Source organism: Micrococcus sp. H39-S4 (assembly GCF_027158145.1).
GTDB classification, from domain to species: Bacteria; Actinomycetota; Actinomycetes; order Actinomycetales; family Micrococcaceae; genus Micrococcus; species Micrococcus luteus.
Genome location: NZ_JAPVLT010000034.1, coordinates 1 through 609, shown reverse-complemented (window position 1 = coordinate 609; position 609 = coordinate 1). Strand labels below are relative to the sequence as shown.

The following is a 609-nucleotide window of genomic DNA, read 5'->3' as shown; positions in this document are numbered from 1 at the left end:
CCTCTGATGCCCACCCCGGGCTCAAGGACGCCATCGCCGCGAACCTGCCCGGTGCGGTGTGGCAACGCTGCCGCACCCACTACGCGGCGAACCTGATGGGCATCACCCCGAAGAGCATGTGGCCGGCGGTGAAGGCCATGCTCCACTCGGTCTACGACCAGCCCGATGCCGCCAGCGTCAACGCCCAGTTCGACCGGCTGCTGGACTACGTGAGCGAGAAACTGCCGGTGGTGGCCGAGCACCTCGATGCTGCCCGGGCCGACATCCTGGCGTTCACCACATTCCCCAAGGACGTCTGGACCCAGATCTGGTCGAACAACCCGGCCGAGCGGCTCAACCGCGAGATCCGCCGCCGCACCGACGCGGTGGGCATCTTCCCCAACCGGGCGGCCATCGTACGACTGGTGGGCGCGGTGCTGGCCGAGCAGACAGACGAGTGGGCCGAGGGCCGTCGCTACCTCGGCCTGGAGGTCCTGGCCCGCTGCCGACTCACCACCGTCAGCAACACGGGAAGCGAGGTGAACCCCGACACCGCGCCCGCCCTCGAGTTCAGCGCCTGACAACCCCAACGAAGGAATCAGCCGCTACACCACTTCATGGGGCTTGACC

1 protein-coding gene is annotated in these 609 nt (G+C 68.1%); it reads left to right on the top strand.

Annotated features, from left to right (window positions below; translation table 11 throughout):
* Positions 1–560 (top strand): transposase (locus O3T09_RS11815; RefSeq protein ID WP_269295571.1); only part of this gene is annotated, 560 nt, incomplete at its 5' end.
* Positions 561–609: the final 49 nt, after the last annotated feature.